Source organism: Pseudomonas sp. AC083 (assembly GCF_979253165.1).
Genome location: NZ_CEEDDH010000017.1, coordinates 79,921 through 105,307 on the forward strand (window position 1 = coordinate 79,921; position 25,387 = coordinate 105,307).

A 25,387-nucleotide genomic window follows, 5' to 3' on the forward strand; every position below is an offset into this window, starting at 1 on the left:
AATTAGTTAGGCGGCTATGTTACTCAAAATTTCAACGGCGTGACCCGTGAATCTTTGAGAAAGCTCCTTGCAGCCTTGGTAATGATCAGTTTATCGCTTGCCACGGCGCGTCCGGCATCGATTCATTGGCCAGGCAATGCCAGCCGCCCTCGGCGTTGATCAGACGCTGTGCAGCATCGAGTAAAGCCTGGCGATTCAGCTGCTGGATCGCCGCGACCAACTGCTCACGATAATCGGACGAATGGCCAGCGAGTTTGCCCTGCCACAGCAGCTCGGCAGCATCCTTGGCGGAAAGCGTGGCGTCGTCGAACTGACCGGCGAGGCTTTGGCGCTGCTGCTTGAGGCTTGCGTCATCGAGCGTTTCGATCAACGCGGCAATGCCGTTGAAGAACTCCTGCATGTATTCGAGCAACTTGCCCGCCGGGTTCGTCGGCGATTGCACGCCAAAGACAATCGCGGTCATGCCGTGCAACTGACGCAGAGCGCTGAACACGGCGTACCCCAATTGCAATTCGACGCGCAGGCGCTGGTAAAAAGGCGTCTGGCACACCTGAGCCAGAAGGCGCCATGCAGCTTCATCAGCGATGTCGCGGCTGGCAGTCGGGCAGACCAGCAGCAAGGCGTGTTCGCTGGAGGCTGTGTTGATCTGGCTCCATTGATACTGGCCTTGTGTGGTTGGCATGACCGGTAGCTGAGTGTCCGGTGTGCCGGGAATGCGGCTCAGCGCCAGGCCCAAGGCTGATTGGGTCTGTTGATTTAGCCCTAGAGCGAGGCCGTCCCAGCGCGAAGTTGTCCACAGCTGATTGGCGTCATCGCTGGTTTCAATCGTGGGCAGGGATTTCTCTGGCAACGCTTCGAGCAGTTGGCGGATCGGCATCGACGGTATCTGCACCTCGTCGCGCGGCGAATCGGCGTCGATCATCGTCAGACATTTCAGCGCATGCTCGAGGACGCTGGGCATCGGTTCCTGAAGTCCGGTCATTTTCAGCAGGCATTGGTTACCTGTGGCGCTGAAAGACAAGTCCACTCCGGCTTCGGACGCATCCTGCCGTGTCTGGCGCAGACTGCGCTGCAATCTTGCGCGCAGATCGGCGCTGGCCGCCGCCTCGACCTGCCAGCGCAGGTAAATCGCGCCTTCATCGCTGTTGTCCGGCAGCGTCTGGCTGAACTGCATAGGCGACCGTTCGCGACGGCTGCGCGAGCGATCCTGGGCGAAGGTGCGCAGGCCACGGTGGGCGCTGGTCTGGCCGCGAATCAGCCCGGCGTTGGCCAGCGGTTCACTGACGCGCAAAAAAGGATTGGCGGCGGGCAGATGCCAATGATCGCCGAAGTTATCCACAACGCCGATTTCGCGAAGGATGTGCTCAAGTGCGGCAGCGCCGGATTCGGACAGGCCGAATGCCTGCTGCTCGAGATCGAGCCGTGCCACTTGCAACGCGCCGCTGACTTGCTGCTGGCGCTGAAGCAGGGCGGCGTATTCCTCGCGCAACGGCGTCCAGTCCTGACGGGCGAAGAAGCTCATCCAATCCAGCAGGCGTTCGCGAATGGTATCCACGCGGTCGCCGTCGGCATGGAATTGAAGATGCAGCAGCGCTTGCCCGGCGAACTGGTAAAGCGGCGTGGCTTTCAGGCCGTCAGCCAGATTCTGTTGATGCAGGTATGCGAGCAATCCACCAGGTTTTGCGCTATTCAACCAATGACAGAGAAAAGCCATCGCCTCGGCGGATGACTCGGGCAACGCGTCGAAAGCAAATAACAGGTTCGCGTGAGCGCCAACCTGTTGATAACTCTTCACTGCCAACGGTGGCGGTGCGGCCTGGGCAACTTTTTCCCCAACCGGCAACACCGCTGCGAATTGCTGCGCCAGCTCCCGAAGCTCATCGATACTTTGCGGCCCGACCAGACTGAGGGTCATTTGCCCGGTTCGATAAAACCGCTGATGGAAGTCTTGCAGCGCCGACTGAAACCCAGGCGATTCGACCTGCAAGCTGTCCCGATTGCCCGCATGAAACCCACGCAACGGATGCTCCGCTGGCAAACCTTCATACAAGGCAAACTGCTGTTGCGCTGTCTGATCCTGCGACCAGGCGACAAACTCCGCCTGCAGCACTTCCCGTTCACGCAGTTGATCGTCCAGATTCATCCGTGGCCGGGCGAGCATGTCTGACAGACGCTCGAGCCCCGCGCTGAAGGACGACACAGGCAACTCGAAGAAAAAGTCTGTGGTGCGCTCGCGGGTGCTGGCATTCACCTGCCCGCCGTGACGTTGCACGTAGGCCATCAGCCCTTCGTCTGTGGGAAAACGCTCTGTGCCGAGAAACAGCAAGTGCTCGAGAAAATGCGCCAGCCCCGGCCATGCCAGCGGCACGTCATGACTGCCGGCCGCCACGCGCAACGCCGCAGCGCTGCGCTTGAGACCGGGCACGTGGCGCAGGGTCACGCGCAGGCCGTTGGCCAGGGTTTCAGAGTGGGGGCGGGGATGAGTCGGCGCAGGCATGGGCACTTCCAGAACAGTGAAGTGCCCATGCTAGCGGATTAGCGGCGGTTGAGCGCGCCGTAAAGCTCCGGGCGGCGATCGCTGAGATAGCGATTGGCCTGACGTGAGTCGTTCATCAATTGGCGCTCCAGTTCACCGACGATCAACGCCTCGTCCAAACCTGCCAGGGCGATACGGCTGCCGTCCGGCGCGGCAATGCTGCTTTGCCCACAGTACTGAATATCGCCTTCATGCCCGCAGTAATTGGCGTAAGCCACGTAGCACTGGTTTTCGAAGGCGCGGGCACGCACGGTGACATCGGCAACGAAATCGAACGGAATCATGTTGGCCGTCGGCACCACGATCAGCTCGGCGCCGGCCAAGGCCAGGCGCCGCGCGTTTTCCGGAAACTCCAGGTCATAGCAGATCAGGAAGCCGAGCTTCCAGCCGTTCAATTCAACCACCGGCAAGTCGGAGTCACCGGGGCTGAACATCGACCGGTCGAGGTCGCCGAACAGGTGTGACTTGCGGTAATTGCACAGGCGCTCGCCATGGGCGTCGATCAGTTGCACGGCGTTGTAGATCTGACCGTCGGCGGTGCGCTCCGGATAACCGTAAACGATCGCCAGACCCGCAGCCTTGGCAATCCGGGCGATCTGCTGCGCCCATTCACCGTTGTAGACCTCGGCCAGCGTGCTCACCGCTTCGGCGCCGATGTTGTAGCCGGTCATGAACATCTCCGGCAGCACCAGCAGGTCGGCGCCCTTGGCCTCCATCGCTACCTGATGCAGGCGCTGCAGGTTGGCGGCGGGGTCCAGTGGCAGCGGTGGACATTGGTAAACGGCTACGCGCATCGGGGAATCCTCTTACTCGGGCAGGGCGATAGGGCCGATGTCTTTGAACACATCACCCGGGCCCGGGTTCTCTTTATGTGTCGAACCGCCGAAATGCTTCATGATGCCCCACACCGCGTTGAGGGAAGTCTGCACCGCGCCTTCGACCCACGCCGGGGTCCACGACACGTCATCGCCAGCGATGAAAATCCCGCGCTGCTCGGCCGGCATGTCGTCCTGCATGAAGTGCGCATACATGCGCTGGTTGTAGCGGTAATGGCCGGGCAGGGCGCCCTTGAAGGCACCGAGGAAGTACGGATCGGCTTCCCACGACACGGTGATCGGATCGCCGATGATCCGTGCGGCGATGTCGACTTTCGGGTAGATCTTTTTCAGCGCGTTCAATGCCAGTTCAACGCGTTTTTCTACCGGATGCGGGAGCATTTTCAGCGCGTCGCTCATCCACGAGTAAGACAGGCAGATCACTCCCGGCTTGTCGTCGCCGTTGTCGAACAGATAGGTGCCACGGGTCAGGCGATCGGTGAGGGTCATGCTCATCACGTCGCGGCCGGTCTCCGGATCCTTGTCCTTCCAGAATGGCCGGTCGACCATCACGAAGGTTTTCGACGACTGCATGTAGCGAGTGCGGTCGAGGGCCATCCACATCTTCTGCGAGAACAGGGTTTCGTCGCATTCGATCTGAGTGGTCAGCAGCCAGCTCTGGCAGGTTGTCAGGACGGCGGCGTATTCGCGGGTGTCACCGTTGTTGTCGGTTACGGCGAAACGGCCTTGCGGTGCGTGGGCAATCTTCTTCACACCGGAACGCGGTGCGCCACGGTGCAGGGATTTCAGGCTGGTGCCCGCCGGCCAGTGCACGCAGCGCTCCGGCACGTGGCGCCAGATGCCCTGCGGCACCTGCTCGACGCCACCGACCACCAGGTGCTGGTGATCGTCGCAATTGGTCATTACCACGCGGAAGATTTCCAGCATCGAATTGGGAAAGTCTGAATCCCAGCCGCCGGTGCCGAAACCGACCTGCCCGAACACTTCGCGGTGCTGGAACGACAATTTGGCGAAGGCTTTCGAGGTGGCGACGAAGTCGTAAAAGGTCCGGTCGTCCCACAGCGGCACCAGCTTGTTCCACAGCTCTTTCAGGCGCGGCACATCGCGATCGCGAATGGCTTGCTGAATATCAGAGAACTGCGAACCGGCTTCCAGCGCATCCGCCCAGGCGTCAGCCACTTCCTGAAACAATGCAGGAAGATCCTTCAGGCTTTCGGCGTAATAGGTTTCGCCTTCCAGATCGATCACGGTGCTACCAGAAGCGCCGGTCAACGGGTTGGGAAAAGGCTTGGTTTCGAGGCCGAGCTTGTCGACGTAGTGATAGAACGCTGTGGAGGACACCGGAAAGCGCATGCCACCGAGCTCGGCGACGATAGCATCGGTGCCGTTGAAGGCCTGCGAGCGCAGACGACCACCGAGTTTCGACGCCTCGTACACCACCGGCTTCAAACCGAGTTTCATCAGTTCATACGCAGCCACCAGACCGGCGATGCCCGCCCCGACAATCGCCACCTCAGCGCCATGGTGCTGCTCAGGAATGCTCCCCAACCCGGCGGGATGCTCGATCCAATCGTCAAACGCGAACGGAAAGTCCGGACCGAAAATGGTGACTGGTTTTTTTCCGTCTGCAGGATGGCGATTGTTCTTGTTCATGGCTGACCTTATTGGCGACCCGACGCAGGATTCGCGTCTGAGTATAGGAAAAGATGCCAGCCATTCTAGGGAGCGTGGAGCGCGTTAATAAGACGCAATGTGTCGTCGTTTTGCCTGATTGTTGTGCAGAATGACGATTGCGGGCTGCATACCGACCAAAGAAGTGGGAGCGGGCCTGCTTGCGAAGCGGCTCAGCCAGAATGCCCGGCCAATGCTCAGACCGGCTGCCCGCGATCAATCTTGCTGCTCAGAATGATCGAAGTCGTGGTTTTCTCCACCCCATCGACGCTGCCAATCTGATCCAGCAATTGATCCAGCTGCTCCGGCGAATCGGTGCGCAACCACGCCACATAATCAAACTCGCCACTCACCGCACACAGCTGTTGCACCTGCGCCATCGCACTCAAACGTCGCAGCACGTCCTTGCCGGAACGCGGCTGCACCTTGATCCCGACGTAGGCCTGCAAGCCACCATCGACCACACGCTGACCCAAGCGCACGCCATAACCGGTGATTACCTTGGCCTTTTCCAGGCGGGCCAGACGCGACGTCACCGTCGTGCGAGCAATGCCTAGCTGACGGGCGAGCATGGCCACGCTTTCACGGGCGTTGATCTGCAGCGCGGCGATCAGCTGGCGGTCGATTTCGTCGAGGATGGGTTGGCGGGTGTCTGGCAAGGGGGACTCCGGAGGCATGGGACAATCAGGTTAAGGATGTTACAGGGACAATCGCGTTGGGGCTCTCAGCGTTCTCTCAAACGGATTTTCTTGCGCAGTTCCAGAACGTTGCGCCCGCCAAGACGAAACCCAACCACTCGCCCACAAAAAAGCCGCGCATTCAGCGCGGCTTTTCAATTTGGTGGGCCCACACGGACTCGAACCGTGGACCAAAGGATTATGAGTCCTCTGCTCTAACCAACTGAGCTATAGGCCCTCAGTAGGCCGCGGATTATAGCGACGGTTTCGCGGCTGTGCTATCCGAAAAATCCGATACGGTTATATGCAGAAACGTCGCGGCGAATTCCTCCGGTGGCAGCGGCAGGCTGACGATGTAGCCCTGTATCTGTTCGCACCCTTCAGCAGCGAGGAATTGTTGTTGCGCCTGGGTTTCCACGCCTTCGGCAATCACGGTGAATTGCATGCTGCGACCGAGCGCGATGATGGCGCGCACAATGGCTGCGTCGTGGGGGTCGTCAGGCAGTCCGCGGACGAAGGACTGGTCGATCTTGAGGATGTCCAGCGGCAGGCGTTTGAGGTAGCTGAGCGAGGAGTAGCCGGTGCCGAAGTCGTCGATCGCCAGTTGCACACCGAGGTGTTTGAGTTGGTGCAGCACCGCCAGCGCCTCTTCGGCCTGACTCATGATGAAATTCTCGGTAATTTCCAGTTGCAGTAAATCCGGCCTGAGGCGGTTGTCCTTGAGCAGTTGTTCGATGCGCACCAAGAGGTTGGGCTGACGCAATTGCGCACCGGCGAGGTTTACCGAAAGCGGACCGAGCGGTTGGTAGATCTCGTTCCACTCGAACATTTGCCGGCAAGCGGTCTCCAGCACCCAATCGCCGATCTGCAGGATCATGCCGTTCTCTTCCGCCAGCGGTATGAAGTGCTCGGGCGGCACGTCGCCGAAGGTCGGGTGGCGCCAGCGAATCAGCGCTTCGGCGCCGACAAGGCTGTAATCGACCAGGCTGATTTTTGGTTGGTAATAGAGAAACAGCTCATCACGCTCGATGGCGCGGCGCAGTTCGTGCTCCAGCGCTATGCGCTCGCTGGCCTGGGCGGTGAGATCCCGGGTATAGCTTTCGACGCGGTTGCGTCCTTTGGCTTTGGAGCGATACATCGCCGCGTCGGCGTTTTTCACCAAGGTGGCCACGTCGCAACCGTCGCGGGGATAGAGGCTGGTGCCGATGCTGGCGCTGATAAAGAACTCGTGTTCGCCGGCCTGGAACGGCGCGCCGAAGCAGTTGAGCAGTTTCGTCGCGATGTTGTCGGCGTCGCTGGCTTGCTGCAAGCCTGGCAACAGGATGATGAATTCGTCACCGCCCAATCGCGCGACCGTGTCGATATCGCGCAGTTGTTCTTTCAAGCGCACGGCGATGCCCTTGAGCAACAGGTCGCCGACCGGGTGACCGAGGCTGTCGTTGATGTGTTTGAAGCGGTCGAGATCGAGAAACAGCACCGCGCCCTGGCCGCCATTTTCCTGCTGGCTGGTCAGGGCCGTTTGCAGGCGACTCTCGAACAAGGTGCGGTTGGGCAAACCGGTGAGGGGGTCGTGGTGAGCCTGGTAATCGAGCTTGGCCTGGGCATGCTTGAGGCTGGAAATATCGGCGAACACCGCGACGAAGTGGGTGATGAACTTGTCGCGATTGCGCACGGCGCTGATGGTCAGCCAGCTTGGGTACAGCTCGCCGTTCTTGCGCCGGTTGGAAATCTCGCCTTGCCAGTGGCCTTCGTCGGTCAATTGGTGCCACATCGCCGCGTAGAAAGCGCTGTCATGCAGCCCTGACGCCAGCAAGCGTGGCGTGTGGCCCAGCGCTTCACTTTCGCTGTAACCGGTGATTTCGGTGAAAGCGCGATTGACGGCGCTGATGTGTTGTTGAGTATCGGTGATCAACACGCCCTCGGCGGTGCTCTCGAAAACGGTCGCGGCCTGCTGCAGTTTTTCCTGCATGAGATGGCGTTCGGTGATGTCGCGGGCGATGGTCAGCATGCAATCCTCGTCGCCGATCGGCAGCGGGCGACTGGACACTTCGCACAGGCGAATCTGCCCGTCGCTGCGACGGATGTGGCATGTGAAGTCGCGGACGAAACCGTCGCGTTGCAGCAGGTCGAGCATCTGTTTGCGTTCGTTGAGGTTGACCCATATACCCAGATCCAGCGTCGAACGATCCACCGACATGGCGCTGTTGAAACCGGTGATGCGGCTGAAGCCTTCGTTGACCTCCAACAGCAGGCCGTCGCTCTGACGCGACAGCAACAGACCGTCGGGCGACGCATGGAAAGCCTTGGCGAATTTTTCTTCAGAAGTTTGCAGTTGCTGTTGGGTTTCCTTGAGCTGGCTGATGTCGCGCACCACGACCACCAGCGCCGGCGTGGTGTCGAGGTCGAAAGGCTCGGCGGAAATCAGCCCGGTGAACAACTGGCCGTTGTTGCGGCGAAAGGGCATTTCCAGATTACGGATACTGCCGGCCTGCAAACGCTGCAAGAGGCCCGGCCCGACGCCGGGGATGCCCCAGATATTGAGGTTGGTGGCGGTCTGGCCGATCACGTCCTCGGCCCTGAGGCCGATCTGCTCCTCGAAGGCCTCGTTGACCTCCAGCAGGCAGCCGTCGGACAGGCGTGCAATCACCAGAATGTCCGGGCATTGCTCGAACACTGACGCGAACTTCTGCTCGGACAGCCGCAGCGCTTCTTCAGTGCGTTTGATTTCGCTGATATCGATCATCAACCCGCGCATCACCGGTTCGTGGCCATGCTCGATCAGGCTGACAATGTCGCGCACCCACAGGCAGCGGCCGTCGGCGGTGATCACGCGATAGTCGACGATGTGATCGCGGCCCTGGCGCAGCGCTTCCCTGCAATAGTTCTGCGTGCGGGTCAGGTCGGCGGGATGAATGATGTTGTGCCAGAAACCCGGAATCAGCCAGTGAGACTGTGGATACCCGAGCAAGTCTTCAGCATGGGGCGAAACATAGCTGTAGGTGAAGTCGCTCATCCGCGCTTCCCAGGCGATGGCTGACAAGCTCTCCACCAGGCCGCGGTAGTGATATTCGCTGCTGCGCAGCTCTTGTTCGAGGTCGATGCGCCGGCTGATTTCCGAACTCAGGCGGCGGTTGATGCGAATCACCACGGCGAGGATCGTCATCAGCAGCAACAGACCGGGCAGACCGTACATCAGCAGGTCCGACCAGAACGTGCGGTGGTCGAGCACATTGCCGACCCAATGTTCCTGGATGCTACTGATTTCCGCCGGGGTCATGTCGGCGAGGACTTTGTCGAGAATGCCCACCAGTACCTTGTTGTCCCGGGGCACGGCCATCGCCAGTTGATAGCGATACGGCGTTTCGCCGCTGACATAGAGGCCGTCAAGCTTGAGCTGGCGCAGGCTCCAGACGCTGGAAGCCAGATCGCCGACCACCGCGTCCACTTCGTCAGTCGCTAGGGCTTGCAGCGCTGAACTGACGTTGGGCATGGCTACCAGATTCAGATCAGGGTGGTGAGTGCGCAGCAGTTCGTGGGGGGCATAGTTTTCCACCACAGCGATTTTCAGCCCGTACAGGTCGTCGAGTTTGCGCGGCTGGGCGCCGCCGACATGGGCGAGGATGACGATCGGGAAGTCGAGGTACGGCCGGGTGAATGACAGATAATTCTGGCGCTCCGGCGTGGACATGATTCCCGGCAGCAAATCGATCTTGCCTTTTTTGACCTGCTCCAGCACCACCGTCCAGCTTGCCGGTTCGATCGGCGTCAGCTTGATCGCCAGGCGTTGGCGAATCACGTCGATATAGTCAGCGGCCAGACCCTGATAGCGGTTCTGATCGTCACGAAATTCGAAAGGCGGCCACGACGCGTCGACACCCAGGCGCAAGTCAGGGTGAGCCGCCAGCCAGCTGCGTTCTTCATCGGTGAGAGTCAGCGCGTCAGCCGTGGCGGTGCAGATCATCAATGACAGCAGAAAAAGCACGGGCGCCAGTCTAGGCATAACGCTCTCGTCGCGGCTTGGGGATGATTGTTTCGAGTGTAGACGGGGTACGCGGCGGGGAGGGCGGAGCGGGGAATTTAATCTGCCATAAAACAAAACCCCCGGCCTGGGCCGGGGGTTCTGGTATCACTCGTCGAGGAAGGAGCGCAGATGCTCGCTTCGCGTCGGGTGGCGCAGCTTGCGCAGCGCCTTGGCTTCGATCTGACGGATCCGCTCACGCGTTACGTCAAACTGTTTGCCAACTTCTTCGAGCGTATGGTCGGTGTTCATGTCGATACCGAAACGCATGCGCAGTACCTTGGCTTCACGGGCAGTGAGGCCGGACAGCACTTCGCGAGTCGCTTCCTTCAGACTTTCCACCGTGGCGACATCGATTGGCGACTGCATGGTCGAGTCTTCGATGAAGTCGCCCAGATGGGAGTCTTCGTCATCACCGATCGGGGTTTCCATGGAGATCGGCTCTTTGGCGATCTTCAGTACCTTGCGGATCTTGTCCTCAGGCATTTCCATGCGTTCGCCCAGCTCTTCCGGGGTCGGTTCACGACCCATTTCCTGCAGCATCTGTCGGGAAATACGGTTGAGCTTGTTGATCGTCTCGATCATGTGCACCGGAATACGGATGGTGCGGGCCTGGTCGGCGATCGAGCGAGTGATCGCCTGACGGATCCACCAGGTGGCATAAGTCGAGAACTTGTAACCACGACGGTATTCGAACTTGTCCACCGCCTTCATCAGACCGATGTTGCCTTCCTGGATCAGATCGAGGAATTGCAGGCCGCGGTTGGTGTACTTCTTGGCGATCGAGATCACCAGACGCAGGTTGGCTTCAACCATCTCTTTCTTCGCGCGGCGGGCCTTGGCCTCACCGATCGACATGCGACGGTTGATGTCCTTGATTTCTGCGATAGTCAGGCCGGTCTCGGTTTCCAGCGCAATCAGCTTCTGCTGGCAACGGATGATGTCCGGCTGCACGCGACCGATGGCTTCGGCGTACTTGCTCTTGCCTTTGGCCAGCGCGTCGGACCAGCTTTCGTCGACTTCGTTGCCCGGGAACTGACGCAGGAAATCGGCGCGCGGCATACGTGCATCACGTACGCACAGCTGCATGATCGCGCGCTCTTGCTGACGCAGACGATCCAAAGCACTGCGTACACGCTCGACCAGGGCTTCGAATTGCTTCGGCACCAGTTTGATCGGCATGAACAGCTCGGCCAAGGCCAGCAACTCGGCAACCGCTGCCTTGTTGTGACGACCGTGCTTTTTCAGGGCCTTGCGGGTGATCTCCATCTGGTCCGCCACGGCGCCGAAGCGCTGTGCAGCGATGACCGGGTCCGGACCGCTTTCGGCTTCCTCTTCGTCATCGGAAGATTCGGCATCATCGTCATCGGTATCGTCGTCGGCCTTGACGGCTTTCGGGTCAACCGGCGGCGGCACTTCTGCCGCAGGCGGCGCAATGCCGTCGTCCGGGTCGATATAACCGCTCAGGACGTCGGACAGGCGACCACCTTCGGTGGTGACGCGGGTGTACTCGGAGAGAATGTGGTCAACCGTGCCAGGGAAGTGCGCAATTGCGCTCATCACTTCACGAATGCCTTCTTCGATCCGCTTGGCGATTTCGATTTCGCCTTCACGGGTCAGAAGCTCGACCGTACCCATTTCACGCATGTACATGCGCACCGGGTCAGTGGTGCGACCGATATCGGTCTCCACCGCCGCCAACGCAGCGGCTGCTTCTTCCGCAGCGGCCTCGTCGGTATCGGCGTCGGCCAACATAAGGGCGTCCGCATCCGGAGCACTCTCGTGTACGGGGATCCCCATGTCGTTAATCATGCGGATGATGTCTTCCACCTGCTCCGGATCTGAAATATCCTCGGGCAGGTGGTCGTTGACCTCGGCGTAAGTCAGATACTTCTGCTCACGACCCAGTTTGATCAACTCAATAATACGAGACTGCTGTTGCGCTTTTCCGGACATAACACCCTATCCACTGAAGGTCTTGGCGGGCAAAAAACAAGCCGAGGATTATACCTGAGCTATGACCTCACGCGCCAGTTGAGGTCGGGTTTGATGCGGAAACATTGCGACTTAAAAGGTCGCGCAGTTGATTTTTCTCTTCGACGCTCAGTTCGCTTTGCCGCGCTTTCCTGAGTAACTGTTCGAGATTTCGCTCGCGTTGGCGGGCGGACAAGCTAGTAATGGTGTCGAAAAACTGTTGTTCAAGGTTATCTCCGTCAATCAGCCATTCCTTTTCTGCCAGTGCCTTGAGCAAGCGACCCTGTTCAGTGCCGTGCCATCGCGCGATCAACTGAAATGAGTTTAGCTTGGGATTCTTCTGTACGGCTTCGAGCAGCGCCACAAGCAACTGGGCGTTGGTCTGATTTTCATCGGCAATATGCCCGGCGTCCTCGACGCGCTTGGCCAGTTGCGGATGATGGAGCAATGTTCTCAATGCCGTCAGGGTCGGCGATTCAACGCCAATCGGCGTGCGCGGGCGCTGCTGTTCGCGATCGCCACCACGCTTGCCGTTCTTGTCCCATGGTTTCTTGTCCCACTTCTTGCCGCCGGCGCCGGGTTTCTTCGGCGTCCATTCCTGCTGCGGCGCGTACATGTCCTGTGCCTGCGGCTGATGGTAGTCGCTGTAGTCCGGCATGGCGTCGTAATCGAAGCCCGGATCGTAGGCGGGCGGTGCTTCCTGCGGCGCACTCTGAACCAATTGGCTGACGGTCTCGCTGCTCAGGCCGGTAATCTCGGTCAGGCGCTGACGCATGAGGATGCGCAGGTTCGCGCCTGGAACCTTATCGATCAATGGCGCGGCGAGGGTGGCCATGTGCGCCTTGCCCTCAAGTGAGCGCGGGTCGGCTTCTTCGGTCAGTTGCTGGAAAAAATAATCGGCCAGCGGCTGCGCGTGCTGATTGATGCGCGCTTTGAAAGCGTCGGTGCCTTCGGCGCGAACCAGGGTGTCCGGATCTTCGCCTTCGGGCAAAAACAGGAACCGCGCGCGACGACCGTCTTGCAGGCACGGCAGGGTCGCTTCCAGTGCGCGCCACGCGGCGTTGCGGCCCGCCTGGTCGCCGTCGAAGCAGAACAATACGTTCGGCACGACGCGGAACAGGCGTTTCAAATGTTCTTCGCTGGTCGCGGTACCCAGCGTGGCGACGGCATTGCGCAAGCCTTGCTGGGCGAGGGCGATGACGTCCATATAACCCTCGACAACGATGATTTCATCGAGGTTGCGATTGTTCTTGCGCGCTTCATAGAGGCCGTAGAGTTCCTGGCCTTTATGAAATACCGGGGTTTCCGGTGAGTTCAGGTACTTGGGCTTGTCGTCGCCCAGTACGCGACCGCCGAAGGCGATGATCCGTCCACGGGTGTCGCGGATCGGGAACATCACGCGATCGCGGAAACGATCATAGCGCTTGCCGGTTTCGGCGTTCTCGATCAGCAGGCCGGCTTCGATCATGGCCTTCTGTTGCAGCGTGTCGCTGCTCAGATGCTTGAGCAGGTTGTCCCAGCCCGGCGGTGCAAAACCGAGGCCGAAATCCCGAGCGATCTCGCCAGTCAGGCCGCGACCCTTCAGGTAATCCACCGCAGCCTTGCGCGACGGATGACTCTTGAGTGCCTGCCGGTAAAAATCAGCGGCGGCGGTGAGCAGTGGATACAGCGGCGAATCGGTCGGCTGACGCGGCTTGCGCTCGCGGCCGCTTTCTTCGCGGGGGATGTCCATGCCGGCGGCTTTGGCCAGATCTTCGACGGCCTGGGGGAAGTCCAGGTTGTCGTGATCCATGAGAAAGCCGAGGGCGTTGCCGCCAGCGCCGCAGCCGAAACAGTAATAGAACTGCTTGTCGGGGCTGACACTGAACGAAGGGGTTTTCTCTTTATGGAACGGGCAGCAGGCGGTGTAGTTCTTGCCGGCCTTCTTCAATTGCACGCGCGAGCTGACCACGTCGACGATGTCGGTGCGGTTCAGCAGGTCGTCAATGAAGCTCTGGGGAATCAGCCCGGCCATGGCGTTCTCGTCGTCTGCGCTGCAATAAATCCGTTGCGACAGGCTGTCGGACGCGGGCCATTGCTGGAAACGCACAAAAAGTGCGGCTCGACCGGTGTCGTCTGCGTGATCGCTGTCGGGAAGTGTATCTGCCGAAAATCCACTGACGTTAGTACCTATCAGTCTTCGACTATTTGAAAGTGTTGCGCTGAATCCGCTGACGGCCGGTTGTCGGCCTCGGATAGCTCAATAAAGCGGGCACGCATGCAGGTGCCTTGGGCTGATCGTCGTAAGAGGAATCAGTGGGTGTGCTCGTCAGTAGCCTTGAAAGGCTCGTCAGAAAAGACGTGCACCGCTGGCAAAAGAGCCAGGCCTGACGCGGTGAAGCAGATTTGTCTCGGTCGCATCGGCGGCGTCGACGGTGAAGCATCAAGCGTTTTACGCAAATGCCATTAGCCCGGCTGAGGGCCGGGCTTAGGCAAGAAGCTTGCTACGAACGTCTGTGGATTAGTACAGACGAACGGCGCGGCGCTGTTCGCGCTGAACTTTCTTGGCGTGACGCTTAACAGCGGCTGCTGCTTTGCGCTTACGCTCAGAAGTTGGCTTCTCGTAAAATTCGCGGCTACGAACTTCAGCCAGTACACCGGCTTTTTCGCAGGAGCGCTTGAAACGACGCAGAGCTACGTCGAAGGGTTCGTTCTCTTTTACTTTGACGGCTGGCATCCAGAGCTACCTTCATTCATTACCGGGGTCAACATCCTCGCGGCAAAAGAGCACTTGAAGACGTCGGTTTTTAAGGGTTGCGGATGTTAACCCCTCATCGCTCGGAATGCAAAGCCTCTGATCGAAAACCGCTGGTCGGGGCATCACGTGGCGACTATTATGCGCGCCTTCGAATTCAGCCTAAACAAGGCGCAAACCCATGCTAGTACTGGGATTAGAAACCTCCTGCGACGAAACCGGCGTCGCATTATATGACAGTGAGCGCGGTCTGCTGGCCGACGCGCTGTTCAGTCAGATCGACCTGCACCGCGTCTATGGCGGTGTGGTGCCGGAGCTGGCCTCGCGTGACCACGTCAAACGCATGCTGCCCTTGATCCGGCAGGTGTTGGCCGAGGCCGACTGTGTGCCGACCGAGATCGACGCAATCGCCTACACCGCAGGTCCTGGCCTGGTCGGCGCGCTGCTGGTGGGTGCATCCTGCGCGCAGGCGCTGGCGTTTGCCTGGGGCATTCCGGCGCTTGGCGTGCACCACATGGAAGGCCACTTGCTGGCACCGATGCTGGAGCCGAAACCGCCGCAATTCCCGTTCGTCGCTTTGTTGGTTTCCGGTGGCCATACGCAGTTGGTTCAGGTCGACGGCATTGGCCAATACAGCCTGCTCGGCGAGACGCTCGACGATGCAGCCGGTGAAGCCTTCGACAAAACCGCAAAGATGATGGGCCTCAATTACCCCGGCGGGCCGGAAATCGCCAAGCTGGCCGAGAAGGGCGTCGCAGGACGTTTCACCTTTCCGCGTCCGATGTGTGATCGCCCGGGTCTGGACTTCAGCTTCAGCGGCCTGAAAACCTTCGCCCTCAACACCTGGCAGCAATGCGTCAGCGCCGGGGACGACGGCGAGCAAGCCCGTTGCGACATCGCGCTGGCGTTCCAGCAGGCCGTGGTGGAGACTTTGACCATCAAGTGCAAGCGCGCCCTGAAACAGGCAGGCATGCAGCGGTTGGTGATTGCCGGTGGCGTCAGCGCCAACAAGGCGTTGCGGGTTTCGCTGGAAAAGATGCTCGGCGATATGAAGGGCGATGTGTTCTATGCGCGCCCGGAGTTCTGCACCGACAATGGCGCGATGATCGCGTTTGCCGGTTGCCAGCGCCTGAAGGCCGGTCAGCAGGAAAGTCTGGCAATCACCGTGCAGGCCCGCTGGCCAATGGAACAGTTGTCGGCGCTGTAATGAGCGACGCTCATGAACGGCAGTCAGAAATGCCGTTCGCGCCCGGCAAACAGGTCGCGTAGATTGCCGCGATGGCGCCAGACAATCAGCAAGGTCAGCGCGCTCATTGGCAGCAAGGCTTCCGGCTCTTGCCAGGCCAGCAACGGTAGGGTCAGTGGCGTGGCAATCAGCGCCGCCAGCGAGCTGGTGCGGGTCAGGTAGAACGTCAGTAGCCAGGCACATACGGCCAGCAGTGCGGCGGGTGGATACAGGCCGAGCAGCATGCCGGCGGCAGTGGCAACGCCTTTGCCGCCGCGAAAGCGAAAGTACAAAGGGAACAGGTGACCGATCACGGCGCACACGCCAATCCAGGCCTGATCCTGCAGTGAGAGGCCCGCGCCCGAGGCGATCAGCACCGGCAGCAGGCCTTTGCACAGATCACCGAGCAGGGTCAGGATCGCCAGTTTGCGACCGGCCAGGCGCAGCATGTTGGTGGCGCCGGCATTACCCGAGCCACTCATTCGCGGATCCGGATTTCCGGTCAGGCGGCTGAGCAAAATGGCGAAGGACAGCGAGCCGAGCAGGTAGGCGAGAATCGCCAGTAACCAAAACATGCTAACTATTCCGGGCGAGGACGCCCTGATTCTAACGGCGCATCGCGCCCTTGTCGTGCAGCGGAGAGAAGTGCTTGGACAGAGTGTTTATCGAGGGCCTGGAAGTCGACACCGTGATCGGTGCCTACGACTGGGAGCGCGGCATCCGTCAGTGTCTGCGGCTTGATCTGAGCTTCGCTTGGGACAATCGCCCGGCCGCCGCCGGTGACGACCTGACCCTGGCGCTCGATTACGCCAGTGTTTCCACGCGCATTCAGACCTTCGCCGAGCAGGCGCATTTCCAGTTGGTCGAAACCTTTGCCGAGCGTCTGGTTGAAGTGCTCATGACCGAATTCAACATCACCTGGGTGCGACTGAAACTGACCAAGCCGGGCGCCGTTCCGGCCGCCAAGGGTGGTGTGGGTGTGGAGATCGAGCGCGGATGTCGCTGACTCAGGTCTACCTCGGGCTCGGTAGCAATATCGAGCGCGAAACCCATTTGCGCGCCGGTCTCGATGCGCTGGCCACGTTCCTGGTGGATATCCGATGTTCGGCGGTGTTCGAGAGCCAGCCGGTTGGCATCAAGAGCGGACCGTTCTTCAATTTCGTGGTCTCGGCCTACACCGAACTGCCGTTGATGGAGCTTGATCGCCGCTTGAAATTCATTGAGGCGGATAACGGTCGCTATGCCCCGGATCGCAAGGGCTTGCCGCTGGATATCGACGTGCTGCTGTATGGCGATCTGGTGGGTAATTTCGACGGATTGGTACTGCCGCGTGCGGAAATCCTGAAAAACGCATTTGTGCTGTGGCCGTTGTCGTTGATTGCGCCGGAGCGAGTGCATCCGGGGGTGGGCCAAAGCTTTGCGACGTTGTGGGCTGAGGCGCAAATTGATCAGGTGTTGGCGCCGGTTGCGTTCGAATGGCGGGGGGAGCAGCTCACGCCTTCGGATTTGCGGTGATATCAAATTCGCTTTCGCGAGCAGGCTCGCTCCCACATTGGATCGCGGTGTCCTGTGGGAGCGAGCCTGCTCGCGAAATTTTTATCAGGCTGTCGCCGCCTCTTTGTAGGTTTTCAACGCCTTCAGTCGTTCCCGCTTCAGCGCTTCGCCCAGTTCAGGCCCCTTGAATCCCTGCTCCAGCAACGGCTGCACCGCCACTTCCCGCGCGGCTTTCGCCGCTCCGCGCAAGTAATCCGCCTGTGGATAACTGCGCTGCTCCAGGCCTTTGCGGCCCCGAGCGTCCATCTCGCACGCGGCGATAAACTCCTCGAAGCGCTGCGGCCGGCGATAGATATCGAAACTCTGCAGCAACTCCAGCAGCGTCGAGGCTTTCAGCTCCAGCGCCCGGTGCCCATGGGTGTGGTACTGGCCGACCAGCAGCGCCAGTTCCTGACAGTCTTTGGGGACTTTGAAGCGCTCGTTGACCGCTTTGATCAGCTTCAGCCCGGTGTGCTCATGGGCGATATGCCTGGGCCATTCTTCTTCCAGCGTCAGGCCTTTGCCCAAGTCATGCAGCAGGCAGGCCCAGCGCACCGTCAGTGGTTGCTTGAGCAGCGCTGATTGCTCCAGCACGCTCAAGGTGTGCAGGCCCGTGTCGATTTCCGGGTGATGGGTCTCCGGCTGCGGTACGCCGAACAAGGCGTCGACTTCCGGCATTAGCTCCTTGAGTGCGCCACAGTCGCGCAAGACCTGGATGAACACCTGCGGGTGGTCTTCCATCAATGCTCGAGAAATCTCCTTCCAACTGCGTTCGGCAGTCAGCGCCTGCAGTTCGCCGGACTCACTGAGCTGGCGCATCAAGTCCATGGTTTCAGCGGCGACCGTAAAGCCCAACCCTGCGTAGCGTGCAGCAAAGCGGGCAACGCGCAGGACACGGAGCGGATCTTCGGCGAATGCCGGGGAAACATGGCGAAGGATTCGTGCTTCGAGGTCGCGTTGACCATGATATGGATCGGTCAAGTTGAGCTGATCGTCCTCGGCCATGGCATTGATCGTCAGGTCGCGTCGAATAAGGTCTTCTTCAAGCGTGACTTCGGGACTTGCGTAGAAGGTGAAACCTCCGTAACCGCGACCGCTTTTGCGCTCGGTGCGGGCGAGGGCGTATTCCTCGCCGGTTTTTGGGTGCAGAAACACCGGGAAATCCGCGCCGACCGGGCGGAATCCCTGAGCGAGCATTTCTTCAGTGGTTGCACCGACCACGACCCGGTCGACATCAGTGACCGGCAACCCTAACAGGCGATCACGTACCGCGCCGCCAACCTTGTAAACCTGCATAAAAAACCTCCGTCAGTCCGACAGGATAACCCTTGCGTCAGACTTTCGGAGGCCAGAACCGGATCAAAGATGAATCACGGCCAGATCGAGCCGGCCGTAATCGCCCTCGCTGTGTTCACTGCGTGGCGGCACGTGATGGGTTTTCATGATCTGGTCGCCTTGCAGGGTTTCCAGATGAATGTCGAAGCCCCAGAGCCGGTGCAGGTGCTTGAGCACTTCTTCGGTTGAGTCGCCCAGTGGTTTGCGGTCGTGTTGCTGATGACGCAGGGTCAGCGAGCGATCGCCGCGCCGGTCGATGCTGTAGATCTGCACGTTCGGCTCACGATTGCCGAGGTTGTACTGCGCTGCCAGGGTTTCCCGGATGATGCGGTAGCCGCCCTCGTCATGGATGGCCGGCACCAGCAGATCGTCTTTCTGGTCATCATCGAGAATGCTGAACAGCTTCAGATCGCGGATCACCTTCGGCGACAGGTACTGCAGGATGAAGCTCTCATCCTTGAAACTGCTCATGGCGAACTTGATGGTCGACAGCCAGTCGGAACCGGCGATGTCCGGGAACCAGCGGCGATCCTCTTCGGTAGGCTCTTCGCACATGCGCCGAATGTCGCGGTACATGGCGAAACCCAACGCATACGGGTTGATGCCGCTGTAGTACGGACTGTCGAAACCCGGTTGGAATACCACGCTGGTGTGCGAGGTGAGGAATTCCATCATGAAGCCGTCGGTGACCAGGCCTTCGTCGTACAAATCATTCATCAGCGTGTAATGCCAGAACGTCGCCCAGCCTTCGTTCATGACCTGAGTCTGGCGCTGTGGATAGAAATACTGGGCGATCTTGCGCACGATGCGCACGATTTCGCGTTGCCAGGGTTCCAGCAGTGGCGCGTGTTTCTCGATGAAATAGAGGATGTTTTCCTGCGGTTCGGCCGGGAAGCGGGCGTTGTCCTTGTCGCTGTATTTGTCCGCGCCTTTGGGAATGGTGCGCCACAGATCATTGATCTGCTTCTGCATGTGCTCTTCACGGTCCTTTTGCCGCCGGCGCTCTTCTTCGGCGGAGATCGGATACGGACGCTTGTAGCGGTCGACGCCGTAATTCATCAAGGCATGGCAGGAATCGAGCAGATCTTCCACGGCGTCGATGCCGTGGCGTTCCTCGCACTGCATGATGTACTGCTTGGCGAACACCAGGTAATCAATGATCGAACTGGCATCGGTCCAGGTGCGGAACAGGTAGTTGCCCTTGAAGAAGCTGTTGTGGCCATAGCAGGCATGGGCCACCACCAGCGCCTGCATGCAGATGGTGTTTTCTTCCATCAGATAGGCGATGCACGGGTCGGAGTTGATTACGATCTCGTAGGCCAGGCCCATCTGCCCGCGACTGTAGGATTTCTCTGTGCTGAGGAAGTGTTTGCCGTAGGACCAGTGGTGATAGCCCAGCGGCATGCCCACCGAGGCATAGGCGTCCATCATCTGCTCGGCGGTGATCACTTCGATCTGGTTGGGATAGGTGTCCAGTGCATAACGGGCCGCGATCCGGGCGATTTCGCGGTCGTAGGTCTGGATCAGCTCGAATGTCCATTCGGAGCCGGTGGAAATCGGTTGGCGTTTCTGCTCTTTGGCGGTCATGTCACTAACCTGCGCTGGAAGAGTTCACGGAAGACCGGATAGATATCTCCGGCCGAGACCAGTTGCTGCTGGGCAAACGTGTCAGAGAAGGCTTCGGCGATGCGTTCGTATTCGTACCACAGGGCCTGATGTTCGCGCGGGGTGATCTCCACGTAAGTGTAGTACTGCACAAACGGCATGATCTGGTTGATGAGGATGTCACGGCAGATCGGCGAATCGTCGTTCCAGTTGTCGCCGTCGGAGGCTTGAGCGGCATAAATGTTCCACTCGTTGCTCGGATACCGCTCGGCCATGATTTCCTGCATCAGCTTCAGGGCGCTGGAAACAATGGTGCCGCCGGTCTCACGAGAATAGAAAAACTCCTCTTCGTCCACTTCCCGGGCGCTGGTGTGGTGACGGATGAACACCACGTCGATCTTGTCGTAGTTACGCTTGAGGAAAAGGTACAGCAGGATGAAGAAGCGCTTGGCGATGTCCTTGGTCGCCTGCGTCATCGAACCGGAAACGTCCATCAGGCAAAACATCACTGCTTTGGAACTAGGATTGGGTTGCTTGACCAACAGGTTGTATTTCAAGTCGAAGGTATCGAGGAACGGCACGCGATGAATGCGCGCGCTGAGTTTCTCGATTTCAGCTTCGAGTTCCTGAATATCGCCGAAGTTGTCCGGTTCTTCGCGCTTGAGCCTTGCCAGCTCTTCCTTGGCTTCACGAAGCTTTGCCCGGCTGCTGCCGGACAGGGCAATACGACGTGCATGTGCTGAGCGCAGGGTACGGATGATATTGATGCGTGAAGGGTTACCTTCGTTGCTGATCCCGGCGCGTACGGTTTTGAACGTGTCGGTGCCGGTCAGGTTGCGTTTGACCAGGTTCGGCAGTTCCAGGTCTTCGAACATGAATTCGAGGAACTCTTCCTGAGTGATCTGGAAGACGAACTCGTCCATGCCTTCGCCGGAATTACCCGCCTTGCCCGGACCGCGTCCACCGCCGCCTCCCGGTGGACGAGCGATATGTTCACCGGCCGTGAACTCTTTGTTACCGGGATGCACCACAGTCTGTTTGCCGCCGCGTCCGTGATGAAGCACCGGTTCGTCGATGTCGCGACCGGGAATACTGATCTGTTCACCGTGCTCCATATCGGTAATGGAGCGGCGACTGACTGCCTCTTCGACAGCCTTCTTGATGTGGTCACGGTAGCGCCGCAGAAAACGCTGGCGGTTCACCGTGCTCTTGTTCTTGCCATTGAGGCGTCGGTCGATCACATAGCTCATAAGGCCCCTCCGGGGAGCTTCAAGTTTTGAGCTGCAAGCTGCAAGTAAAAGCGAATGCCCGTGTTTTCGGGTTCACGCGCTTTGTTCTTGCAGCTTGTGGCTTATAGCTTGCAGCTGCCTCACTGCGACTTGCGGACCCGCAGGTACCATTCGGACAGCAGGCGTACCTGTTTATCGGTGTAGCCACGTTCAACCATTCGCGTAACGAAGTCGTTGTGTTTCTGCTGATCCTCCTTGCTGGCCTTGGCGTTGAAGCTGATGACGGGTAGCAGGTCTTCGGTGTTGGAGAACATTTTCTTCTCGATGACCACCCGCAGTTTTTCGTAGCTGAGCCACGTCGGGTTCTTGCCGTTGTTGTTGGCCCGGGCGCGCAGGACGAAGTTGACGATTTCGTTGCGGAAATCCTTCGGATTGCTGATCCCGGCCGGCTTTTCGATTTTTTCCAGTTCTTCGTTCAGGGCCACGCGGTTGAGGATCTCGCCGGTTTCCGGGTCGCGATACTCCTGATCCTGAATCCAGAAATCCGCATACAGCACGTAGCGATCGAAAATGTTCTGACCGTATTCGCTGTAGGACTCCAGATAAGCGGTCTGGATTTCCTTGCCGATGAACTCGATGTAGCGCGGCGCCAAGTATTCCTTCAGATAGCGCAGGTAACGTTCGCGGGTTTCGGCCTGGAACTGTTCCTGTTCGATCTGTTGTTCAAGCACATAGAGCAGGTGCACCGGGTTGGCAGCGATTTCATGCGGGTCGAAGTTGAACACCTTGGAGAGGATCTTGAAGGCGAAGCGGGTCGACAGGCCGTTCATGCCTTCGTCGACACCGGCCGAATCGCGGTACTCCTGAATCGACTTGGCCTTCGGATCAGTGTCCTTGAGGTTTTCACCGTCGTAGACGCGCATCTTCGAATAGATGTTGGAGTTTTCCGGCTCCTTGAGGCGCGACAGCACGGTGAATTGCGCAAGCATTTTCAAGGTGTCCGGTGCGCAGTGCGCCTTGGACAAGGAACTGTTGAACAGGAGTTTGTCGTAGATCTTCACTTCATCGCTGACGCGCAGGCAGTACGGCACTTTGACGATGTAGATCCGGTCGATGAACGCCTCGTTGTTCTTGTTGTTGCGGAAGGTGTGCCACTCCGACTCGTTGGAGTGAGCCAGCAAAATCCCGGTGAACGGAATCGCGCCGAGGCCTTCGGTACTGTTGTAGTTACCTTCTTGAGTAGCGGTCAGTAATGGGTGCAGCACCTTGATCGGCGCCTTGAACATTTCGACGAATTCCATCAGGCCCTGGTTGGCCCGGCACAGCGCACCGGAGTAGCTGTAGGCGTCAGCGTCGTTCTGCGGGAATTCTTCGAGTTTGCGGATATCGACCTTGCCAACCAGCGCCGAGATGTCCTGGTTGTTCTCGTCACCGGGTTCGGTCTTGGCCACCGCAATCTGATTGAGGATCGAGGGGTACAGCTTGACCACGCGGAACTGACTGATGTCGCCGCCGAATTCGGCCAGGCGTTTGGTCGCCCAGGGCGACATGATGGTGTTCAGGTAGCGTCGTGGAATGCCGAAATCTTCCTCAAGGATCGCGCCATCTTCAGTGGCGTTGAACAGACCCAGAGGTGATTCGAAGACCGGCGAGCCCTTGATGGCGTAGAAAGGCACTTTTTCCATCAGCTGTTTCAGCTTCTCGGCCAGGGACGATTTACCGCCGCCAACGGGGCCGAGCAGATAAAGAATCTGTTTCTTCTCTTCCAGGCCTTGGGCGGCGTGGCGGAAATACGAGACGATCTGGTCGATGCATTCTTCCATCCCGTGGAAGTCTTCAAAAGCCGGATAGCGGCGGATCACCTTGTTGGAGAAGATGCGCGACAGCCTCGAATTGGTCGAAGTGTCGAGCAGTTCCGGTTCGCCGATCGCCATCAATAGACGCTCGGCGGCGGAAACGTAGGCGCTGCGATCGTTTTTGCACAGCTCCAGGTACTCCTGCAGAGAGAGTTCTTCCTGGCGTGTGGATTCGAAGCGTTGTTGGAAGTGGCTAAAGATACTCATGACGTCACCTCGCTCGATACGTGGAGCCGACGCCGGATCACTCAGTCGATGCTGGCAGCAGTCGCTATGGCAGCTGCTGTTTACCCCCCAGAATTCTCCCACGGTCGACAAACCGCGAAAGCTACTCCCGATGACCCGCGCGCCGGTGTACCGGCTCTCCCCTGATTTGGATGGCCTGCGCTTAAGGATAGTTGGGAATTCGAGAGGTAAAGGCGAGATACGTAATTAGTTGTGGCAGACCGTTCGTCTGCCGCGCGCAGGCCCACGGCAGCCGGGGCCTGCGCTGCGCAAAAAAATTATTCGGCGGTGCCTTGCGCGGTTTCCGACGGATAAGTCGTACGCCACAGCTCGAAACCGCCATCCATGCTGTAGACGTCAGAGAAGCCTTGGCTGACCAGATAGGCGGCTGCGCCCTGGCTGGAATTGCCGTGGTAGCAGACCACGACGGTCGGTGCATCAAGGTCGGCGCCCTGAATGAAAGCGTGCAGCGAATGGTTATCGAGATGTTTGGAGCCGCTAATGTGCAGCGCGGCAAAGGTCGCTGGATCGCGTACGTCAACCACAACGGCGCCTTGTTCACGCAGGGCCTGCGCCTGTTCCGGGGGGATTCGTTTGAATTCGCTCATGGCGGGTTCCTGTAGCTCAACTGAAAGTGCAGTCTAACGCGGCGCGTCGACTGGCGAAGATTCGGGGATAAGTGGCGCGACCGTGTGTGCAAGCCCGCCGTGCTCGTCGCATTTGCATGACAGGCGTTCGCCGCTGTCGACGTTCATCAGCGTCAGGCTGCCGCCCCATACGCATCCGGTGTCCAGCGCGGAAATGCCCGGCTCGTGGATATTGCCCTCGAGCGCAGCCCAGTGACCGAAGATGATGCGCAGGCCTTTGGTCTTGCGCTCCTTGTGCTGGAACCACGGCTTGTAGCCGGGCGGGGCGCTGTCGAGGCCTTCCTTGCTTTTGAGGTCGAGCTTGCCCTCGGCGGTGCAAAAGCGCATGCGCGTGAAGTAATTGGTGATTACCCGCAGACGATCAATGCCTTTGAGATCGTTGTCCCATTTTGCCGGCTCGTTGCCGTACATACCGTCAAGGTAGGCGGGGAATACGTTGTCGTCGCGCAGGGCGGTCTCGACTTCGGCGGCGCACTTCAACGCACGGCGCAGCGACCATTGCGGCGGGATGCCGGCATGGACCATCGCAACATCGCGTGTTTCGTCGTAATGCATCAGCTTCTGCTGGCGCAGCCATTCCATCAATTGCGGGCCGTCGGGAGCCTCGATGATTTCGCGCAAGGTGTCACTTTTCTTCAAACGCTCGATTTTCTTCGCGGCGGCCAGCAGGTGCAGGTCGTGATTGCCGAGCACGCAGACCAGCGACTCACGCATGCCATGGAGAAAGCGCAGGGTTTCCAGCGACTGCGGACCACGGTTGACCAGATCGCCGACCAGCCACAACCGGTCAAGCGCCGGGTCGAAAGCGACTTGCTTGAGCAGGCACTTGAGCGGTTCGAGACAGCCTTGCAGGTCACCGACGGCGTAAGTCGTCATCAGTGCAGGGCTCCGGGTACGGCGAGGCGAAACGGTTTGATGACGGCATCGAAATGTTTGCCGTCATCGGCGAGCATTTGATAAGTGCCCTGCATGGTGCCGACCTTTGTGGTCATCACCGTGCCGCTGGTATACGTGTGGCTCTTGCCTGCATCGATCAACGGTTGCTGGCCGACGACGCCTTCACCGCGCACTTGTTCGACATGGCCGTCACCATCGGTAATCACCCAGTGCCGGGACAGAAGCTTGGCCGCAATCTCGCCGTTGTTCTGCACGGTGATGGTGTAGGCGAAGGCGAAACGGTCGTGTTCGGGTTGCGATTGGTCTGCCAGATAGTGAGTGACGACGCTGACATCGACCTGATAACGGGAATCGGACATGCAAGAAGGCCTTAACGAAGCGGAACGCGG

Annotated in this window: 19 protein-coding genes and 1 tRNA gene; 3 read left to right on the top strand and 17 right to left on the bottom strand. The window is 59.4% G+C overall.

What is annotated here, in order from left to right:
* Positions 1 to 85 precede the first annotated feature (85 nt).
* The 9 genes from pqqF to rpsU form a co-directional block, all read right to left on the bottom strand.
* On the bottom strand, positions 86 to 2,497 hold the full coding sequence (pqqF, locus tag AC0IXA_RS21740) for a pyrroloquinoline quinone biosynthesis protein PqqF (protein ID WP_471814491.1): 2,412 nt from the start codon (positions 2,495 to 2,497) through the stop codon (positions 86 to 88).
* Between the two features lie 38 nt (positions 2,498 to 2,535).
* The gene (locus AC0IXA_RS21745) at positions 2,536 to 3,330 is read right to left on the bottom strand and encodes a carbon-nitrogen hydrolase family protein (protein ID WP_471814492.1); all 795 of its coding nucleotides are present in this window, start codon (positions 3,328 to 3,330) and stop codon (positions 2,536 to 2,538) included.
* A gap of 12 nt (positions 3,331 to 3,342) precedes the next feature.
* Positions 3,343 to 5,025: a flavin monoamine oxidase family protein gene (locus AC0IXA_RS21750; protein ID WP_016772878.1), complete on the bottom strand. Its 1,683-nt coding sequence runs from the start codon at positions 5,023 to 5,025 to the stop codon at positions 3,343 to 3,345.
* Between the two features lie 215 nt (positions 5,026 to 5,240).
* Positions 5,241 to 5,702 carry an Lrp/AsnC family transcriptional regulator gene (locus AC0IXA_RS21755; RefSeq protein ID WP_016772879.1) on the bottom strand — a complete coding sequence of 154 codons (462 nt, stop codon included), beginning with the start codon at positions 5,700 to 5,702 and terminating at the stop codon, positions 5,241 to 5,243.
* Positions 5,703 to 5,881: 179 nt separating this feature from the next.
* Positions 5,882 to 5,958, bottom strand: a tRNA-Ile gene (locus AC0IXA_RS21760).
* 15 nt (positions 5,959 to 5,973) lie between these two features.
* Positions 5,974 to 9,720 (bottom strand): bifunctional diguanylate cyclase/phosphodiesterase, encoded by a 3,747-nt coding sequence (locus AC0IXA_RS21765; protein ID WP_471814493.1) that lies wholly within the window; start codon positions 9,718 to 9,720, stop codon positions 5,974 to 5,976.
* A gap of 126 nt (positions 9,721 to 9,846) precedes the next feature.
* Positions 9,847 to 11,694: an RNA polymerase sigma factor RpoD gene (rpoD, locus tag AC0IXA_RS21770; RefSeq protein ID WP_024014550.1), complete on the bottom strand. Its 1,848-nt coding sequence runs from the start codon at positions 11,692 to 11,694 to the stop codon at positions 9,847 to 9,849.
* A 67-nt stretch (positions 11,695 to 11,761) separates the two neighbouring features.
* A complete protein-coding gene (gene dnaG / locus AC0IXA_RS21775) occupies positions 11,762 to 13,726 on the bottom strand; it encodes a DNA primase (RefSeq protein ID WP_341638292.1) in 1,965 nt (654 codons plus the stop codon).
* A 486-nt stretch (positions 13,727 to 14,212) separates the two neighbouring features.
* Positions 14,213 to 14,428, bottom strand: a complete 216-nt coding sequence (rpsU, locus tag AC0IXA_RS21780) for a 30S ribosomal protein S21 (protein ID WP_002551877.1) — start codon at positions 14,426 to 14,428, stop codon at positions 14,213 to 14,215.
* Positions 14,429 to 14,627: 199 nt separating this feature from the next.
* On the opposite strand from rpsU, the gene tsaD reads away from it, so the two are divergent.
* Entirely contained in the window at positions 14,628 to 15,653 is a 1,026-nt protein-coding gene (tsaD, locus tag AC0IXA_RS21785; RefSeq protein WP_341638044.1) for a tRNA (adenosine(37)-N6)-threonylcarbamoyltransferase complex transferase subunit TsaD, read from the top strand.
* A gap of 23 nt (positions 15,654 to 15,676) precedes the next feature.
* Here the strand turns inward: tsaD and plsY are convergent, their stop codons facing one another.
* Entirely contained in the window at positions 15,677 to 16,246 is a 570-nt protein-coding gene (gene plsY, locus AC0IXA_RS21790) for a glycerol-3-phosphate 1-O-acyltransferase PlsY (RefSeq protein WP_186568892.1), read from the bottom strand.
* Positions 16,247 to 16,320: 74 nt separating this feature from the next.
* Here plsY and folB point away from each other — a divergent pair, with 74 nt between their 5' ends.
* Complete coding sequence (gene folB / locus AC0IXA_RS21795; RefSeq protein WP_341638043.1) at positions 16,321 to 16,677, top strand: dihydroneopterin aldolase; 357 nt, start codon at positions 16,321 to 16,323, stop codon at positions 16,675 to 16,677.
* On the top strand, positions 16,668 to 17,186 hold the full coding sequence (gene folK / locus AC0IXA_RS21800; RefSeq protein ID WP_341638042.1) for a 2-amino-4-hydroxy-6-hydroxymethyldihydropteridine diphosphokinase: 519 nt from the start codon (positions 16,668 to 16,670) through the stop codon (positions 17,184 to 17,186). The genes folB and folK overlap by 10 nt, the downstream gene beginning before the upstream one ends.
* A gap of 84 nt (positions 17,187 to 17,270) precedes the next feature.
* On the opposite strand, the gene AC0IXA_RS21805 is transcribed toward folK, so the two are convergent.
* From AC0IXA_RS21805 to apaG, 7 genes are all read right to left on the bottom strand, one after another.
* Positions 17,271 to 18,500 (bottom strand): multifunctional CCA addition/repair protein, encoded by a 1,230-nt coding sequence (locus AC0IXA_RS21805; RefSeq protein ID WP_471814494.1) that lies wholly within the window; start codon positions 18,498 to 18,500, stop codon positions 17,271 to 17,273.
* 63 nt (positions 18,501 to 18,563) lie between these two features.
* Positions 18,564 to 20,126 carry a SpoVR family protein gene (locus AC0IXA_RS21810; protein WP_024014545.1) on the bottom strand — a complete coding sequence of 521 codons (1,563 nt, stop codon included), beginning with the start codon at positions 20,124 to 20,126 and terminating at the stop codon, positions 18,564 to 18,566.
* A complete protein-coding gene (locus AC0IXA_RS21815) occupies positions 20,123 to 21,394 on the bottom strand; it encodes a YeaH/YhbH family protein (protein WP_039757709.1) in 1,272 nt (423 codons plus the stop codon). Before AC0IXA_RS21815 ends, AC0IXA_RS21810 begins: the two co-directional genes overlap by 4 nt.
* A 119-nt stretch (positions 21,395 to 21,513) precedes the next feature.
* Positions 21,514 to 23,436 carry a PrkA family serine protein kinase gene (locus AC0IXA_RS21820; RefSeq protein ID WP_016772892.1) on the bottom strand — a complete coding sequence of 641 codons (1,923 nt, stop codon included), beginning with the start codon at positions 23,434 to 23,436 and terminating at the stop codon, positions 21,514 to 21,516.
* 296 nt (positions 23,437 to 23,732) lie between these two features.
* Entirely contained in the window at positions 23,733 to 24,062 is a 330-nt protein-coding gene (glpE, locus tag AC0IXA_RS21825; RefSeq protein WP_016772893.1) for a thiosulfate sulfurtransferase GlpE, read from the bottom strand.
* Positions 24,063 to 24,095: 33 nt separating this feature from the next.
* Entirely contained in the window at positions 24,096 to 24,977 is an 882-nt protein-coding gene (locus AC0IXA_RS21830; protein WP_341638040.1) for a symmetrical bis(5'-nucleosyl)-tetraphosphatase, read from the bottom strand.
* Positions 24,977 to 25,357: a Co2+/Mg2+ efflux protein ApaG gene (gene apaG / locus AC0IXA_RS21835; RefSeq protein WP_122506055.1), complete on the bottom strand. Its 381-nt coding sequence runs from the start codon at positions 25,355 to 25,357 to the stop codon at positions 24,977 to 24,979. The genes AC0IXA_RS21830 and apaG overlap by 1 nt, the downstream gene beginning before the upstream one ends.
* Positions 25,358 to 25,387: the final 30 nt, after the last annotated feature.